The following is a 16,043-nucleotide window of genomic DNA, read 5'->3' as shown; positions in this document are numbered from 1 at the left end:
CGGTACGGTACCGGTTGGTACCACGGGAACGCAAGGGTGAGAACATGAGCGAGACGCCGGTGCTGGCGCCGATGGTGGATCGCCTGCTCGACGGGTTGACCACCTCGATCGTCGAGCGCGGCTACCGCGACACCACGGTGGCCGACATCGTCCGGCATGCGCGCACCTCGAAGCGCACGTTCTACGAGCAGTTCGCCGGCAAGGAGCAGTGCCTGATCGAACTGCTGCGCCGCAACAACAGCGACCTCATCGCCGGAATCCGCAGCGCGGTCGTCCCCGCCGACGACTGGCGGGCGCAGATCCGCTCGGCCGTCGACGCCTATGTCGCGCACATCCGGGCCCGGCCGGCGATCACGCTGTGCTGGATCCGCGAGGCCCCGGCGCTGGGCGTGGTGGCACGGCCACTCAACCGGCAGGTGATGGGCGATCTCACCGAGTTGCTCGTGACGTTGACGAACAACCCCGGCTTCGAGCGCGCCGGCCTGAGACCGGTGTCGCCGCCGATGGCGCTGATCCTGCTCGGCGGGCTACGGGAACTCACGGCGTTCTTCGTCGAAGAAGACCGCGACGTCGTGGGCATCACCGAACCGGCGGTCGCCGCGGCCACGGCCCTGGTCGCGCCGCGGCCCGTCTGAGCCGCTCAACCGCGCCTGCCAGGAAGGTCACCGTCCGTTCAACCGGTGAGAACCTCTGTGCCGCTGTGCGTTCCGGCAGCCCATGCGTGCAGCCCGTACATTTCCGTCCGTCCTGACACCCCTTTACGAAGGCGACGGTATGCACTCGTCCATTGGCAAACCTCTCGTGGCATTCGTCTCGGCTGCCTGCCTGGCGGCCCCGGCGATGACCCCGACCATCCACGAATCCCCCCTGGCCATCGCGACGATCCCCGTCGAATTGTCGGCCGCCGTCACCTCTTTCGATCCCGTCCCGCCGTCGGCGCGGACGCTCGGCGGCTCGGTCGCCCCGATCGAGGACGCCAAGCTCGTCGAGGCGGTCGACACGATGGCCGAGCTGTCCGGAGTCGACACCGGCACGCTGCTGCTGCAGCTGCTGACCGCGCCGTACCACAACGTCTACGCAGTCTCGATCGCCCTGGGCAAGGCCGTCAACGCCGTCGTCCAGCTCGTCTCTCTGCCCTTCTCGGTCGCGACGTACGTGCTGACCAACCGCACCGCCGAGCTCCCGGCCTACCTTCAGACCGTCCGCAACAACCTGGGCAACGCCATCCCCGGTGTGGTCGACTCGGTGCAGTCGGAGATCGGCTACGACCTCGACCTCCTCGCGCAACTGTTCGGCGGAAACCAGGACACCGCCACCGTCAAGTCCGCGGCCGACACCGTTACGGCGCAGGCTGATCCGGGCACGCTGTTCTTGCAGCTGCTGACCATTCCGTACCACAACATCTACGGTGTCTCGATCGCGGTGGGTAAAGCCGTCAACGCGGTGGTGCAATTGGCCGGCCTGCCGTTCTCGGTCGCGACGTACGTGCTGACCAACCGCACCGCGGAGATCCCCGCCTACGTCAACACCGTCCGCACCAATCTGCAGGGCGCCCTCCCCGGCATCAGCAACTCGATCAAGTCCGAGATCGCGTACGACAAGAACATCGTCTCGCAGATCTTCGGCGGCACCTCCGGGGCGACGGCACTGCAGTCGCGCCAGGCACCGAATCTGCTCGCCGGTGACGCCACCGCGGCCGGCGTGTTCGACAGCGGCGTGCATCCGCTCCTCGCCGAGGCCACCCGGGATCACAGCGCTGTGGAGCAGCAGCCGGAGGCGTCCCCCACGGAGGACGTTGCTGGCTCTGACACCACGGACGCGCCGAAGAGCGAGGGCCCCAAGCACAGAGCGCCCGAAGATGAGGACCAGTCCGACAGCACGACCGACGCACCGGCAGACGCCGAGTCCGACAAGTCTGATACGAAGTCGGACAGCAAGGCTGACGATAAGGCTGGGACCAAGGCAGAGACGAGCGCGACCGAGAAGCCGTCGTCGGACACCGCCACATCCGGCGCGTCGGCTGAGACGTCCGGCGCGTCGACCGGCGGCAAGCACCGCAAGCCTGAGGCCGACGCCGCCTGACCTCACCACCGGAATCGGTCCCCGCTGCATCAGCGGGGACCGATTTCTTTGTCACGCAGGTCCCGTAGCCGAGAAAATTTTGGGCTGCAACGTCAATCGGCCCCCGCCGCGTGGGCAGGGGCCGATCTCCGTGGTGTCAGGCCGTAGGCGGAGACCGTCAGGCCGGCGGTACCACCGGCATTGCCTGCGGACCCTCCGGTGCAGGGCCCGCAGGATCGGGCAGGAACTGTACGAGTCCCGGAGGGATGTTCGTCCCCCGCGGCGGAGCGGTGCCCGGCAACGGCTCTCCCAGTTGCTGCTGGGGCGACTGGCCCAGCAGGGAGCCGCGGAGCCGTCCGTCGCGGTACAGGTCGATGTAGCGGCCCAGCCACGTCCGGCCATTCACGTCGGCGTTCTCGTCGCCGGGTGCCACGTCGAACTGCTGACCCTGCCCCGGCGCCGCCGGGACCTCGTTCTGCGGAACGCCGTAGGCGTTGTTGAACGCTCGCAGACTCGGCACAACACCCGGCCCCGCACCGGGTGCAGACGGCACCGGATTCTGACCGAGCACCGTGTCCCGCTGGATACCGGGGATCTCGGGCACGCCGAGCGGACCGGTCGGTCCCTGAGGGTTGCTCTGCGCCAACACGTTCCAGCCGTTCGAACCGAGTGGTGCACCGATCACCGGGATGGTGGGACCCGGTGACGGTGGTGGCGCCGGGGGTTCCGGCGGAAGGGGCGGCTGAGCCTGCGCGGTGGACGCGAGGACGACGGCGGCACCGGCGGCGAGAAGCGCCGCCGGTGCCTGCCTGATCACATGGGTCATACGGACTTCGTGACGCCGTAGTAGGCGACGATGTCGTCGGTATCCGTCGTCGAGCTCGTCAGCGTCGCATAGGACCGGAGGAACGACTGTCCCGCACAACCATCAACCTTGATGTGGATGTCCTTGAGGGTCACGCGGGCCGGTGCGGCCTTGAAGGACTTCTTGTCCACCGCAACCTGATTCACCGTACCGGGCTTGAGATGGATCTCGAGCTTGCCTGCGATCGGGAAGTTCACGCCCGTCGGCACCAGACCGCCGGTCAGCGACGAACCCGACGTACCAACACCGACCGACCCGATCAGACGGACCTGGCCGAGTTCGATGCCGCAGCCGATCTGGTAGCCGGCTTCCAGCACGCCACCGTTGAGCTTGGTCTTGCCGGATCCCGTCACGGTTCCTACGAAGGTGCCGCCCACCAGGTACTCGCGCGACGACACGGCCGTGGTCAGCGGAGCGATGGGCAACTGCGTCTCACCGGTGGCGGCGACGGTCAGAACCCAGCCGTCGGGCGATTGGACGGTTCCAGGAGGCCCGGAGGCCACGATGCCGTTGTCCGGCGGCGGGCCGGCATCAGCGGGCGGCGGCAGTGGAGGGGCAGGCGGAGCCGGCTGCGCGATTGCGGTGGGTGCAGTGATGGCCGGCACGGCGAGGCCGGCGGCAACCAGCGCGAGGAGCTTGTTCTTCATGAGTGGAGGGGCCTCTCAGGGTCTTTCGATGTCCGAAGTCTGGGCTGTCGAGAAGGAACGGCAGTCGTGACCGGCCTACACCGCCTTGGTCACGCCGAGGTAGGTGATGACGTCGTCGGTGTTGTCGGTCGAGCTGGTCAGCATCGCGTACGACCGGATGAACGACTGGCCCGCGCACTGATCGGTCTTGACCCTGACGCCGGTCAGAGTGATGCGGGTCGACGTGCCCTTGAAGGACTTCTTGTCGAGCGCGACTGTGGTCACCGTGCCGGGCTTGAGATACACCTTGCCCTCCAGGCCGAGGGCCGCGCCGAACGTCGGGTTGCCCGTGAAGGGGATGCCGATGCCGGGCGTGATGCCCGCGCTCGGGTTGATCTCCGTCTCGTCGGAGATGATGCCGCAACCGATCTGCTCGCCCGCTTCCATCGATCCGCCGGCCAGCGTCGTCTTGCCCTCACCTGAGATCTTGCCGGTGAAGGTGCCGCTCACCAGGTATTCGCGTGACGAGATCGCTGTGGTCAGCGGCGCGACAGGCAACTGCGTCTCGTTGCTGCCCACCACTTCCAGGTGCCATCCGTCGGGTGTGTCGAGAACTCCGGGAGGGCCGGACGGCACCGCACCGTCGGGCGGGGGTGGCGGTGCCGGCGCCGCATCCGCGACGGGCGCCACACCTGGGTTGGCGGGTGCCGGTTGCGCCGCAACGATCGGCGCGGCCCATACCGGCGCCGCCAGGCATGCAGCGGCGAGCGTGACATAGCGGTTCAACATTGGTCTGACGACGCCTCTCGTGGTGTGTGGAACAGGTTCTTATCGCCTTGACCCGCAGAGCGTCCACTGACCGGGTGTCGGCACGGTGAACGCACGGTGACGCAGTTCGACCTGCTTCCTATCGGGTACGCACCTTTGCTGAAAGCATGCTGTGAGGTCGGCTGTGAGATGGCCGATAACCTAGGAATAGACCATCGCAGTCCACCCGCGTGTGGCGAGCCGTTCATCTTCGACGCATTGAGTCCACCGATCGATGGCGTGAAATGCAGTGCCATCATTACGTTTCGCTGGCGACCATCACGCCGCGGAAGCGAGAGGAGAACGGACATGAGCACCGGACATCGAGCGGGCCGAGCACTCGTGGCAGGGTGTGTGTCGACCGTCACATCTCTTTTGCTGATTCCGCACGCTGCGGCACAACCCGCCGATGCGCTCGCCGACCCGTCGGCGCCCCCCGTGCAGGTGGCCACCCCCGGCAACGACAACGCGGACCCCGCGGCCGTGGCGGCGTGCAGCCAATTCGCCGAGGTGCTCGATTCGACCGCGCTGTACTACGGGGACTTCGCCGACTCCCTCGACGGCTTCGCCGCGGAGAACTACTCCGACCCCGCTGTCGAGAGCAGCAACGTCATGGGGCGCACCGCCTTACGGCAGGGAGCCGGAGTCGCGATGGCCGCGGCCAGCGGCCCGGGCGTTCCGCCTGCAGTGGCCGACCCGATGCGCCAGTGGTCGGTCGACGCCACCAAACTCCTGATCAAGATGGGTCTGCGCGGCGGGCGGGACACTCTCAACGCCACAGCGGACGAGCTCAACAACGACGCGGTCGCCACGCAGCAAGCCTGCGCGGACGCAGGTACCCACGCGTGACGCACACCCGTCGCCGGCACATCGCCGCGCTGTGCGCCGGGGCCATGTCGCTGACGCTCCTCGCCGCCGGCTGCGGCGGAACTCCGACCCCGCAGCCGATCGCGTCGAACCTGGTCCCGGACTCGGCACTGAGCGGACTTCTGTTGGCTGCTCCCGACATCAGGTCGGTGATGGACGGCGCACCGCTGATCGCCGAACCGGTGAACTCGGCGATGGACGACAACCGCACTCTGCTGCCCAACCTGAACTGTCTGGGCGTATGGCATCCCGGCGAAACGGCCATCTACGGCGCACCGGACACACCGGGGGCCTGGAGTTCGGTGCGTCGGCAACTGCTCCGCGCCCCCGGTAACGATCAGTGGCGCTCGTCGGTCGTGCAGTCCGTGACGTCTTATCCCGCACCGGGCGCCGCACGCGACTTCCTCGCCCAGTCCGCGGACCGGTGGGCCAAGTGCACCGACCACACGGTCAACATCACGCTCAACGACCAGCGGCTGCCCCGTTGGCGCAGCGGCCAACTCGATGCTGCGACTGACCGCCTGAGAATGCCGATCAGCCGCGCGAACGGGACGGCGACGTCGTCGTGCGAGCATGTGGTCTCGATACGCGCCAACGTCGTCATCGACGTCCTGGCGTGCGCGCCCCGCACCGCCGATGTCAGACAGGCGAGCGAGATCGCCGATCGCATCGCGTCGCACGTCCCGACTGCCGAGTAGTGCTGACCACTCACGACGGCGCGGACCACGCCCAGGCCGAGTACTACCTCACGATGCTCGCGTCGCGCTGGCAGGCACTCGAGACCGAGATCGTCGAACGCTGCAACGAATTGCGCAGACTCGCGCCGGCAGCACGAAAGTCGGAGCGGGGCCGCAACATCCGGCGGCTGATCAGGGTCAAGCAGAACGAGGCGGCCACCCTGCGGGACATGTGTGCCGCGCTCGTCCAGCGCAGCGATCAACGCTAGCCGAGCATCAGGCGCGCGGCCTTCTCCAGCTTCTCGGCGATCTCCTCGTACGTGGCGTACCCCATGCCGGCGCGTACCAGCGCCCCCGAATACAGCATCTCCAGCGAGTCGACCACGGCGGGATCGGGGTCGAGACCCACGGCCGCCGACAGGCGCTCCCGGATGTCGCGGCCGATGCGCAGACGCAGCACCTCGACGTCGGGATCCTTGCCCAACAGCGCCGTGGTGACCGCACCGGCGAACTCGGGTTCGTCGGCGACGAGCAGCGAGATGTGCCCGAGCACTTCGATCACGCGCGCCGCCGCGTCCTCGGAATGGTGCGCCGCACAGGGTGATCCGGCAAGACGACGCCAGAACACCTCGGCGACCAGGTGCTCCTTGGATGAGAAGTACGTGTACGCCGTCGCCGCGCCCACACCGGCTTCCGCGGCCACCCGGCGCACGGTCAAACCCGCGAATCCCTCACGGCACAACACGTCCACGGCGGCGCGTCCCAGGCGGTCCACGGTGTCGGCCTGTTTGGCCGTCAGCCTCCGCCGCGTCGACTCCAAGGCCGGATCGGACACATGTCCGGACGCTACTACAACCCGATGCCACCAGCAACGGTAAGTTGGAGGCCATGAACCTTCCGTCAGCCGCCGCAGCCCTGTTCGAGCTCGCGGATGGCGTCACCGGCTTCATGCCCGCGGACGAGGGCCGCACCCTCTACGACACCGCGGTGCGCTACCTGGGCGACGGAGTCGCCGTCGAAATCGGCACCTACTGCGGCAAATCCACGGTCATGTTGGGCGCCGCCGCCCAGCAGACCGGCGGACTCCTCTTCACCGTCGACCACCACCACGGCTCGGAGGAACACCAACCAGGCTGGGAGTACCACGACACGTCGCTGGTCGATCCCAGCACCGGACTCTTCGACACGCTTCCCACGTTGCGCCATACGCTGGACGCCGCAGGCCTGGACGAGCACGTCGTCGCGATCGTCGGGCGATCCCCGATCGTGGCGCGCGGCTGGCGAACCCCGTTGCGGTTGTTGTTCATCGACGGCGGCCACACCGAGGAGGCGGCCCAGCGCGACTTCGCCGGATGGGCACCGTGGGTCGAGGTCGGCGGCGCGCTGGTGATCCACGACGTGTTCCCCGACCCGGCCGACGGCGGGCAGGCGCCGTTCCACATCTACCGGCGCGCACTCGACTGTGGTGACTTCCGCGAGGTGCTGTCGACCGGTTCGATGCGGGTGCTCGAGCGGGTGAGCGGGCAGCCGGGAACGCTTCGCGCGGCCTAACGTTCGCTCGTCGCACACTCGCAGTCGTACTCGGCCTCCAGCCCCCGCGGCAGGTCTGCGCCTCGGAAGATCCCGCTGGCCGCCGTCGTCGCCGACAGCGCGTCCGCAGCCAGGATCACCGCCGCGCCCGTCCATGTGGTGCGTTCCACCGGCCAGCGCTTGTCGTCGGCGTAGACCAGGCCCGTCCAGTAGGAGCCGTCGTTCTCACGCAGGTGATGCATCGCGGCGAACTGCTCTCGGGCGCGGGTCCGGTCACCGATCGCGTCCAATGCCAGAACCAGCTCGCACGTTTCGGCTCCGGTCACCCAGGGCCGGTCGTCGACGCACCGGATCCCCAGGCCGGGCACCACGAAATCGTCCCAGCGCTCGTTGATCCGGGCGTGCGCGCGCACCCCGCGCAGCGCGCCGCCCAGCACCGGGTAGTACCACTCCATCGACCAGCGGTCCTTGGCCACGAAGGCCTCGGGGTGGTCGGTGATCGCATGGCCGAGCCGGCCGACCGCGACCTCCCATTCGGGCTGCGGGTCCCCGACGTGATCGGCCAGCGCCAACGCACACCGGATGCTGTGATGGATGCTCGCGCACCCGGTCAGCAGCGCTTCCTCGGTACTGCCGTGTGGGCTTGCGCCCCAAGCGATCTCGCCGGTGCTGGACTGTAGGCCCAGCACGAAGTCGATGGCGCGGGCGACGACGGGCCACATCGTGGCCGCGAACGCCCGGTCCCCGGTGACCAGCACGTGATGCCAGACGCCGGTGGCGATGTAGGCGCAGAAGTTGCTGTCACTGTTGGCGTCCTCGACGACGCCGTCGCGCAGCTGAATCGGCCAGGTGCCGTCCGCGCGCTGTGTGGCGCGCGACCACTCGAACGCCGCCCTCGCAGGCTCGAGCAGGCCGGCTGCCGTCAACGCCATCGCGTTCTCGACGTGATCCCACGGATCCGTGTGCCCGCCCACCGACCACGGGATCGCACCCGAGGATTCCTGCGTCGCGGCGATCGATTCCGCGGTCTGCAGGCATTGCTCCGGCGTGAAGACACCGGGAACGTGGGGTACCTCAGGCATCAGTTACGGTGGGCTTCCTGAAGTACAGCGCCACGCTCTTGCCGATCAGCGGGTTGAGCGCGTACTCGGTGGCGCGGGTCAGCCAGGGCCGGCTCATCATGTCCCACACCAGCAGCTTGTGGTACGCACTCACGGCGGGATGGCCGTCCTTCTCGGTCCCCACCGCGCACTTGAGCCACCAGTACGGCGAATGCAGCGCATGGGCGTGATGGGTGTCGGTCAACGAAAGACCCTGCGCGAGCACCTTGTCCCGGAGCTCATCGGCCCGGTAGATCCGGATGTGGCCGCCCTCGTTGGCGTGGTAGGAGTCCGACAGCGCCCAGCAGATGCGTTCTGGCAGCCAGCGCGGCACCGTGATCGCCAGCGCACCACCTGGTTTGAGCACCCGGACCAGCTCGGCGATCGCCCGATCGTCCTCGGGCACGTGCTCGAGGATCTCCGAGGCGATCACGCAGTCGAACGTGGCGTCGGGGTAGGGCAGATCGAGCGCGTCGCCCTTGACGGCCTCGCCCTTCGCCGAGGGCGGTGCCTCGCCCTGCTCTGCCATCGCCTGCAGGATCGCGTCCACATCGTTGAGATCCGCTGCGTTCTGGTCGAATCCGACAACGTCGGCGCCGCGGCGGAACGCTTCGAAGGTGTGCCGGCCGGCCCCACAACCGACGTCGATGACCTTCGTGCCCGCTCCCACACCGAGGCGGTCGAAGTCCACGGTCAGCATGTGGCGACCCTCTCCCGAGCTCGTTCGTACACCGCAACCGTCTGTGCGGCAACAGATTCCCAGCTGAAGACCTCGAGCGCGCGTCGCCGCCCGGCCTCCCCCAGCCTGCGCAGCTCACGCGGCGAGTCGAGCAGCTCGCCCAGCACCGCGGTGAGCTCCTCGACGTCGGCCGGGGTCACCAGCCGCGCGCATTCGCCGTCGGCGCCGACGACCTCGGGCAGCGCACCCGCCCGGCTGGCCACGATCGGCGTGCCACTGGCCATGGCCTCGACCGCAGGCAGCGAGAAACCCTCGTAGAGCGAGGGAATGCAGGCGACATCGGCGGAGGCGAGGAGTTCGGCGAGCTCGGTGTCCGACAGCCCGCTGGAGCTGTGCACGATGTCGGAGATACCGAGTTCGGCGATGAGTTTCTCGGTGGGGCCGTTGGGCTCGAGCTTGGCGACGAGTTGCAGTTCGAGATCCCGCTCCACGCGCAGGCGCGCCACCGCGTGGAGGAGGTGACTGACTCCCTTGAGGGGCACGTCGGCGCTCGCGATCGCGATGATGCGATTGCGCACCCGGTGCTCGGACGGCCCGAACAGCTGGGTGTCGACACCGAGCGGTACGACGTGGAGCTGACGCGGGTCGACGGCGAAGTCCTCGGCGATGTCGGCGGCGGAAGTGGACGACACCGTCACCAATTCGGGGATCTGCCGGGCCACGGCCTTCTGCATCTCGGCGAACGCGTACCAACGGCGCACCAGAGGCTTGCGCCACCACGCGGCGGCGGCCACGTCGAGCACCCGGTCGCGGGTGATCGGATGGTGCACGGTGGCGACCACCGGCAGACCCGACGCGGCGATCGTCAGCAGACCGGTGCCCAGGCACTGGTTGTCGTGGACGACGTCGAAGTCGTCGCGCCGCTCGGCCAGCAGGCGCGCGACGCGCAGGCTGAACGTCTTGGGCTCGGGGAAGCCGGCCGTCCAAGTGGTCAACAATTCCTGGAGGTCGATGCTGGTCTTGATCTCGCTGGGCCGCGGAATCCGGAAGGGATCCGGCTCGCGGTACAGGTCGAGGCTGGGCACCTTCGTCAGGCGCACCCGGGGATCGAGGCCGCAGGGATAGGGCTGACCGGAGAAGACCTCGACGTCGTGGCCCAATTCGACCAGGCCGCGGCTCAGATGCCGGACGTATACGCCCTGCCCTCCGCAGTGGGTCTTGCTCCGATAGGACAGCAAGGCGATGCGCATGGTCAACTCACCTGTCCTGAGCTGGTCGAATCGAGTGACGCAAGGAATCCGAACCCCTCCTGGACATGTGTCCAGACTATAGTTTGACGTGCTAGCTGATGCAATCGGACCTCGCTGCGTCCGCTAGCTCTGACTACCACAAACGGCGTCGGCCGTCCTGTCCGACCTCGTGATCACGGGGGCGGGAAACCGCCGGTGGCGACCGGACCCCAGCGCTGCGGAGTGACCCTGATCAGGCACTTCCCCTGGTCGACCATCGCCTGCCGGTACTCGTCCCAGTTCGGGTGCTCGCCGGCCACTGCCCGGAAGTACTCCACCAGCGGCTCGACCGCCTCGGGCAGATCGACGACCTCGGCCGCGCCGTCGACCTGCACATAGGGACCGTTGAACTCATCGCTGAGCACCACGACGCTGGCCCGGGGACGCCGCCGGATGTTGGCCGCCTTGGCGCGCTGCGGATAGCTGGCCACCACGATGCGGCCCTCGGTGTCCAGACCGCCGGTCACCGGTGAACTCTGCAGCGATCCGTCCGACCGGAACGTGGTCAGCACCATGCGGTGCCGCGGGCGGATGAAGTTCAGCAGTGCCGGTGCGGCGACCACCTCTGCGGTCGCGTAATTCGGGGCCATCTCGCCAGCGTATCGACGTGTCGGTGCCACTGCGTACGCTATCGAACATGAGTTCGAATGATGTGTTCGCGGCGCTCGACGCCGCCGACGAGGCCTACCGTGCGCTCGCCGACCTTCCCGTCCACCGCCTCCGGCCCGTGGACCAGCGAGCGCTGCTGGTCCGGCTCGACACGATGGACAAACAACTGGGCGCCCTGCAGCGCCGCCTGCTCGGCAGCGTCGTGGCCGGGCCGCCACCGGTCGAGTTCGCCGGTGCACCGTGGGCGCAGGTGCTGGCCCGAAGGCTTCGCATCTCGGTCGGTGAAGCCCAGCGGCGCATCGCCGAGGCCGGCGGCTGTGAGGAGGCCAAGTCGGCATGACGATCTGACGGACTCCGTCGTCGCGGCCTCACAGCAGGGGTCCCGGCACCACGAACGCGAACGGACGCGGGTACCCCAGTCCGGTCAGCCGAGCCCGCCGCACCGCGTCGACGCCTACCGTTCGCACCTCGCCGGAGGACGGTTCGTAGCATGCCAGGGAATCGAACATCGAGGCGTCGCCGGTCGCCTCGACGATCAGCACCCAGTGCCGCGGGATGACGCCGCCGACGAGCATGGCCACCGGCCACCCCGCCGGCACCGCGGCCAGCACATCGGCGAGTCGGTCGCGCCGGCCTCGCCACGGCCGCCAGCGGTAGCGCCTTCCCCGCGGCGCGGAGTGCACGCTGATCGCTGCGGCCATGCCGGCGGGGGTGGTGCCGAGCGCTCGCGGCCAGATGCGGTTAGCCACGTCGTGCACCCGGGCCTGCTCGGCGGCGAACCAGGCCCGCCCCTGCGGACGCGCCAGCGACGCCCCGTACTCGCGGTCCAGCAGCGCACCCGCCATCACCGCGACGGACGGCCCGCACGTCGTGCCGTCCCGTTGGGTCAGCGCAAGCGCCGCGATCCTCATTCGGGCTCGCCGCCTCCTCGGTGGATTTCGGTGCGACGGTGGGTACCCGGCACTCTAGGCGCCGAACGTCACCGCGGAGGACCCGACATGAGCTTCGACATCACGCCGACCGCTGCGCAGCACGATCTGGCAAGGCGCACACACGAGTTCGCCGAGCAGGTGGTCCGCCCCGTGGCCGCCGACTACGACCAGCGCCAGGAGTTTCCCTGGCCGGTGCTCGAGGAGGCCGCCGAGCGCGGCTTCTACAGCCCGCTGTTCTACCGCGACCTGATCGGCGATCCCACCGGGCTGTCGCTGCCGATGTTCATGGAAGAACTGTTCTGGGGATGTGCAGGCATCGGGCTGGCGGTGGTGATGCCGGCGCTGGCGCTCTCGGCGATCGGGCAGGCCGCCTCCCCCGAACAGATGTTGCAGTGGGCGCCGGAATGCTTCGGGACGCCCGGCGACCTCAAGCTCGCCGCCCTCGCGATCTCCGAACCCGAAGGCGGCAGCGATGTCCGCAACCTGCGCACCACCGCGCGGCGGGACGGCACGGGTCCGGATGCCGACTGGATCATCGACGGCCACAAGATGTGGATCGGCAACGGCGGCATCGCCAATGTGCACGTCGTCAACGCCGTCGTCGACCAGGAACTCGGCCACAAGGGGCAGGCGCTGTTCATCGTGCCGGGCGGCACTCCCGGGCTCGACATGGTGCGCAAGCTCGACAAGCTGGGCTGCCGCGCCTCCCACACCGCCGAGCTGAAGCTGACCGGCGTCCGCGTTCCGGCGGAGAACCTGCTCGGCGGACAGGAGAAGCTCGATCACAAGCTGGCCCGCGCCCGAGAAGCCGTCGAGGGCGCCCGGCACTCCGGCTCGGCCACGCTGGGCACCTTCGAGCAGACGCGGCCGATGGTCGCCGCCCAGGCTCTCGGAATCGCAAGGGCCGCATTGGAATACGTCACCGAGTATGCCAACCGGCGGGAAGCGTTCGGTGCGCCGATCATCGACAACCAGGGCATCGCGTTCCCGCTGGCCGACCTGGCCACCGGGCTCGACGCCGCCCGGCTGCTGACGTGGCGAGCGTCGTGGATGGCCGCGACCGGTGTGCCGTTCGAGCGCGGCGAAGGGTCGATGTGCAAACTCGCCGCCAGCGAACTCGCAGTCCGCACCACCGAGCGTGCCATCCAGACCATGGGCGGCTGGGGCTACGTCAAAGACCACCCGGTCGAGAAGTGGTACCGGGATGCCAAGCTGTACACCATCTTCGAGGGCACCAGCGAGATCCAGCGGATCGTGATCTCCAACGCGCTGGGCGCCGCCGACGGCAGGCCGCCGCTGCACGTCGACCTCGAACCGACCGGTGGACCGCTGAACCGGATGTTCGGCCGCGGCACCCCGGCACGCACCCAGGTCGCCAACTCCGCGCTGTCGATGAAGGACCGGGTGCCCGCACCGGTGATGCAGATGGCGATGAAGGTGCTCCGCCCGCCGAAGAAGTAGCGCTCACATCGCCTGGTTCACCGGCGGCGCGACGGCGCCACCGTCCACGTCCTCGTCGACGACGAGCGACTGCAGCACCTCCACGGCCATCCGGTACTCGACGCGGTCCCAGAACCCCGAATGCCCGCACACCGCGCCGTCCGGGTCGACGGCGAAGTCGCCGTGCTCCGGGTCGCGCTGCCTCACGTCGAGGATGCGGGTGTCGACCGTCGCCAACGCCGCGCTCAGGTCGCGCGAGGACGGCCCCTGCACGAACACCGGACCGGGGTCGAACACCCAGCTGCCGATCGGGTCGGTGAGCGCCCACAGGTTGATCCATCGCGGCTCCGGGCGGGCGAGCTGGCGCCGCAGGTCATCCATCGACGGGGCGCCGAAATACGCCGGGAAGTTGCGCGCGTAGAGGCGGCGCAGCGGGGCGCCGAACGTCAGCAGCGGGTAGTGCTCGTCGTCGCGCGTGCACTGCATCAACGTCGCCGCGGCGATCACGGTGCCCTGACTGTGCGCGACGAGCACCACCCGGGTGGGCTGCGGATCGTGCACCAGCGCGTCCATCCGGGTGCGCAGATCCCACACCGTGCGACCGCCGTAGGACGGCGGCGTCAGCGGATGCGTCGCCCGCGGCCAGAACGTGATGACGTCCCAGAGGATGGACACCGCGCGGCGCATCTGCCGATTCCGCGAGGCCTGCGCCACCAGCACCACCAGCCCGACCACCAAGGCGATCGGCACGAACATCGCGATCACCGAGACCCCGCCCGAGAGGAACCTGGTCCCGGTGAAGTGGTGCAGATCGGGGAAGAACAGGACCGCCATCACGACGAGGATCCCGAAGGCCAGCGTCGCCAGCCCGGCGATCACCGCGGGCCCGGCATCGGTCAGCGATGCCGCTGCCCGGGCCCGTCTGACGGCCTCGAGGACCCCGCGCGGCGCGGCCGCCTCGACTTCGGTCTGCGGTGGCGTGCCCGTCGCGGCGCGCCACACCCGTACCACGGTGGCAACCGCCGCGAACAGCACCAACAGCGTGGCCACCGACGCCCACACATAGGGCGGCGGCACGATCAGCGGTGTCCGCATCGTCACCGCGTGCACCTTCTTCGCGAAATCGTCGGCGGCGTTGGCCAGCGTCGCCGTGCGTTCCACCATCACCTTCGCCGCGTCCGCGGTCGAGATCCGCACCGTGCCGAGTACCAGCGCCGTCGACAGCCCTACGCCGACGCTGATCCCGCCGCCGATCAGCCAGCCGAGCAGCGCCACGAACGCAGCGGTGAATCCGCGCAGCGTCATGCCGTAACCCGGTGCGGGCACGGACCTTCCGCCCCCGCGCATCGACAGCGCGGACCCGACGAACACCCCGGCCAGCAGGATCACCTGGACGGCGAGCAACGCGTAGATCGAACCGCGCAGCCCGGGCAGGAAGTCGGGCAGCCTCGGCACCGGCACCTCACTGCCGAGAGCGAGCCAGGCCAGCGACAGGCCGAGCAGGATCAGTGCCACCCAGCGCAGCCGCATCAGCACGGCGTGCAGCCGGCCGCCGACGCCGTCGCCGCCGCGACCGGTGGCCCGGTTCCACGCGGTCGCGCCGACGGCCATGCCCAGCACCCCGAGGTTGACACCCAGCAGCACCGCGCTGACGTCGCGGGTCCGACCCGGATCCCCGTCCGCGACCGGAGCCGCCAGCACCAGCGCCGCCAGCGCGGCCGTCCATGCGGTCACATGGCACGCGCGCATCCGCGCAACGGAGTCGTCGTGATTCCAGAACGTGGTGTCGACCAGGGGCGAGCCCTCACCGACCGACACCACCGCGCTCGGCGGCGGGCACGCGCCGGTGAACGCGTCGTCGCAGTCCGGGCCGTCGTAGGGCGTCGCCCGTCCCGCTTCCTGCCGGCCCAGCAGCCACAGCGCCACGATCACCGCTGCCAGCGGCAGCGCGCCGAGCGCAAGCCGCCTTCCGGGCGACAGGCCGCCCAGCCACTCCAGCGGCAGCCAGCCGGAACGGCAGTAGTCGACGCTCGCGCACTGCCACAGCGCGATGTCCAGCACGGCGACGGCCATTGCCAGCAACAACGTCAGTGTGAACGACAGGGCGAGCAGACGCAGCAGCGCCACCACCACCACGGCCGGCCCGCGGCGCCGCGCGGGCGGCAGCATCCAGTGCGCGAGGTTGATCAGGGAGAAGGGCAGGAACAGCAGCCACAGCGCCCGGCTCGCGCGGCGTGACGTCAGCCCGCCCCACGAATAGGCCTCCATCCGCCGGCGCCAGCCGTCGGCGGAAGGGGGGCTGATCGCGTCATCGATCCAGGTCGCACGGCGGAAGAAGGCGGCGTCCGGGTCCCCGCTGACCCGGTCGAGGAACTCGGCGGGACAGTTCAGCATCACCTCGGGCGGGGTGCCGGACACCCCGTGCACCCGCAGTTCGACGACGGTCTTGCCCCCGGTCATCCCCCCATCGTGACGCCCTGGACACCGAAATGGGCCCCTCGGCGAAAAAACCCGGTACCCCTGGTTTCACCTGGATCGCTTCTGGCAACATTACCGGCGAG

At 69.2% G+C, this 16,043-nt stretch carries 18 protein-coding genes; 8 read left to right on the top strand and 10 right to left on the bottom strand.

All coding sequences use genetic code 11. The features are described 5' to 3' along the window. Positions 1-44: 44 nt before the first annotated feature. Both G6N45_RS05820 and G6N45_RS05815 read left to right on the top strand, forming a co-directional pair. A complete protein-coding gene (locus G6N45_RS05820; RefSeq protein ID WP_163720793.1) occupies positions 45-635 on the top strand; it encodes a TetR/AcrR family transcriptional regulator in 591 nt (196 codons plus the stop codon). A gap of 139 nt (positions 636-774) precedes the next feature. Continuing rightward, on the top strand, positions 775-2,082 hold the full coding sequence (locus tag G6N45_RS05815; RefSeq protein WP_163720792.1) for a hypothetical protein: 1,308 nt from the start codon (positions 775-777) through the stop codon (positions 2,080-2,082). A 157-nt stretch (positions 2,083-2,239) separates the two neighbouring features. On the opposite strand, the gene G6N45_RS05810 is transcribed toward G6N45_RS05815, so the two are convergent. The 3 genes from G6N45_RS05810 to G6N45_RS05800 form a co-directional block, all read right to left on the bottom strand. After that, positions 2,240-2,887 carry a hypothetical protein gene (locus tag G6N45_RS05810; RefSeq protein WP_163720791.1) on the bottom strand — a complete coding sequence of 216 codons (648 nt, stop codon included), beginning with the start codon at positions 2,885-2,887 and terminating at the stop codon, positions 2,240-2,242. Continuing rightward, positions 2,884-3,573, bottom strand: coding sequence for an MspA family porin (locus G6N45_RS05805; protein ID WP_163720790.1), 690 nt, complete (start codon positions 3,571-3,573; stop codon positions 2,884-2,886). Before G6N45_RS05805 ends, G6N45_RS05810 begins: the two co-directional genes overlap by 4 nt. 75 nt (positions 3,574-3,648) lie before the next feature. Next, positions 3,649-4,341 carry an MspA family porin gene (locus tag G6N45_RS05800; protein WP_163720789.1) on the bottom strand — a complete coding sequence of 231 codons (693 nt, stop codon included), beginning with the start codon at positions 4,339-4,341 and terminating at the stop codon, positions 3,649-3,651. 327 nt (positions 4,342-4,668) lie between these two features. Between G6N45_RS05800 and G6N45_RS05795 the strand changes: the two genes are divergently transcribed. From G6N45_RS05795 to G6N45_RS05785, 3 genes are read left to right on the top strand one after another with little or no spacing between them, the layout of a single operon-like run. After that, positions 4,669-5,208, top strand: coding sequence for an Rv2240c family protein (locus G6N45_RS05795; protein ID WP_163720788.1), 540 nt, complete (start codon positions 4,669-4,671; stop codon positions 5,206-5,208). After that, positions 5,205-5,924, top strand: coding sequence for a sensor domain-containing protein (locus G6N45_RS05790; protein WP_246228901.1), 720 nt, complete (start codon positions 5,205-5,207; stop codon positions 5,922-5,924). The genes G6N45_RS05795 and G6N45_RS05790 overlap by 4 nt, the downstream gene beginning before the upstream one ends. Further along, a complete protein-coding gene (locus G6N45_RS05785; RefSeq protein WP_163720787.1) occupies positions 5,924-6,172 on the top strand; it encodes a hypothetical protein in 249 nt (82 codons plus the stop codon). The genes G6N45_RS05790 and G6N45_RS05785 overlap by 1 nt, the downstream gene beginning before the upstream one ends. Here the strand turns inward: G6N45_RS05785 and G6N45_RS05780 are convergent. After that, positions 6,169-6,738, bottom strand: coding sequence for a TetR/AcrR family transcriptional regulator (locus tag G6N45_RS05780; protein ID WP_163720786.1), 570 nt, complete (start codon positions 6,736-6,738; stop codon positions 6,169-6,171). The genes G6N45_RS05785 and G6N45_RS05780 overlap by 4 nt on opposite strands. A gap of 53 nt (positions 6,739-6,791) precedes the next feature. Between G6N45_RS05780 and G6N45_RS05775 the strand changes: the two genes are divergently transcribed. Next, positions 6,792-7,454: a class I SAM-dependent methyltransferase gene (locus tag G6N45_RS05775; protein ID WP_163720785.1), complete on the top strand. Its 663-nt coding sequence runs from the start codon at positions 6,792-6,794 to the stop codon at positions 7,452-7,454. Here the strand turns inward: G6N45_RS05775 and G6N45_RS05770 are convergent. The 4 genes from G6N45_RS05770 to G6N45_RS05755 form a co-directional block, all read right to left on the bottom strand. Next, positions 7,451-8,515 (bottom strand): MMP endo-(1,4)-3-O-methyl-alpha-D-mannosidase, encoded by a 1,065-nt coding sequence (locus G6N45_RS05770; protein WP_163720784.1) that lies wholly within the window; start codon positions 8,513-8,515, stop codon positions 7,451-7,453. The two genes, G6N45_RS05775 and G6N45_RS05770, sit on opposite strands and share 4 nt — an antisense overlap. Beyond that, positions 8,508-9,233 carry a class I SAM-dependent methyltransferase gene (locus G6N45_RS05765; RefSeq protein ID WP_163720783.1) on the bottom strand — a complete coding sequence of 242 codons (726 nt, stop codon included), beginning with the start codon at positions 9,231-9,233 and terminating at the stop codon, positions 8,508-8,510. The genes G6N45_RS05770 and G6N45_RS05765 overlap by 8 nt, the downstream gene beginning before the upstream one ends. Next, complete coding sequence (locus G6N45_RS05760) at positions 9,227-10,462, bottom strand: MMP alpha-(1->4)-mannosyltransferase (protein ID WP_163720782.1); 1,236 nt, start codon at positions 10,460-10,462, stop codon at positions 9,227-9,229. Before G6N45_RS05760 ends, G6N45_RS05765 begins: the two co-directional genes overlap by 7 nt. A gap of 173 nt (positions 10,463-10,635) precedes the next feature. Then, the gene (locus G6N45_RS05755; RefSeq protein ID WP_163720781.1) at positions 10,636-11,091 is read right to left on the bottom strand and encodes a PPOX class F420-dependent oxidoreductase; all 456 of its coding nucleotides are present in this window, start codon (positions 11,089-11,091) and stop codon (positions 10,636-10,638) included. Positions 11,092-11,138: 47 nt separating this feature from the next. Here G6N45_RS05755 and G6N45_RS05750 point away from each other — a divergent pair, with 47 nt between their 5' ends. Further along, positions 11,139-11,450, top strand: coding sequence for a DUF222 domain-containing protein (locus G6N45_RS05750; RefSeq protein ID WP_057150735.1), 312 nt, complete (start codon positions 11,139-11,141; stop codon positions 11,448-11,450). A 28-nt stretch (positions 11,451-11,478) separates the two neighbouring features. Here the strand turns inward: G6N45_RS05750 and G6N45_RS05745 are convergent, their stop codons facing one another. Continuing rightward, positions 11,479-12,021, bottom strand: coding sequence for a hypothetical protein (locus tag G6N45_RS05745; RefSeq protein WP_163720780.1), 543 nt, complete (start codon positions 12,019-12,021; stop codon positions 11,479-11,481). 87 nt (positions 12,022-12,108) lie between these two features. On the opposite strand from G6N45_RS05745, the gene G6N45_RS05740 reads away from it, so the two are divergent. Next, positions 12,109-13,503 carry an acyl-CoA dehydrogenase family protein gene (locus G6N45_RS05740; RefSeq protein ID WP_057149666.1) on the top strand — a complete coding sequence of 465 codons (1,395 nt, stop codon included), beginning with the start codon at positions 12,109-12,111 and terminating at the stop codon, positions 13,501-13,503. A 3-nt stretch (positions 13,504-13,506) separates the two neighbouring features. Here the strand turns inward: G6N45_RS05740 and G6N45_RS05735 are convergent, their stop codons facing one another. Further along, on the bottom strand, positions 13,507-15,942 hold the full coding sequence (locus G6N45_RS05735) for a hypothetical protein (protein ID WP_163720779.1): 2,436 nt from the start codon (positions 15,940-15,942) through the stop codon (positions 13,507-13,509). Positions 15,943-16,043: the final 101 nt, after the last annotated feature.

This window comes from Mycolicibacterium psychrotolerans, from assembly GCF_010729305.1.
Taxonomy (GTDB): Bacteria; Actinomycetota; Actinomycetes; order Mycobacteriales; family Mycobacteriaceae; genus Mycobacterium; species Mycobacterium psychrotolerans.
This window is presented reverse-complemented; position numbering and strand designations above follow the sequence as displayed.